The sequence below is a fragment of the Plantactinospora sp. ZYX-F-223 genome, from assembly GCF_039649625.1.
In the GTDB taxonomy this organism is placed as follows: Bacteria; Actinomycetota; Actinomycetes; order Mycobacteriales; family Micromonosporaceae; genus Plantactinospora.
In genome coordinates this window covers 1-282 of sequence record NZ_JBDJAV010000220.1, presented here as the reverse complement: position 1 = coordinate 282, position 282 = coordinate 1, and the positions used below count along the sequence as shown (strand labels likewise).

At 70.6% G+C, this 282-nt stretch carries 1 pseudogene; it reads right to left on the bottom strand.

The window, feature by feature from the left end:
• Nucleotides 1–282: pseudogene (locus AAH979_RS43270) on the bottom strand (copper-binding protein); the annotation flags it as partial.

Here is a 282-nt window from a genome sequence, read left to right as displayed (position 1 = left end):
CGCGGTGTAGGTGGCGTAGGCGGCGCCGTCGAGGGAGTACTCGGTGCGTTCGACGCCGGATTCGGTGTCGGTGGCGGTGAGGGTGACGGTGGCCATGCCGATGTAGGCGCCGTCGTCGTTCTGTTCGCCGGTGACGGCGGCGGTGACGGTGGGTGCGGTGGTGTCGGGGTCGGTTGGTGGGGCGACCTGGAAGGCGGTGGACTGTACCGGGGAGGTGTTGCCGGCGACGTCGGTGGCCCGGTAGGTGATGGTGTGCTGTCCGGGGGCGTTCACCGTGACCGG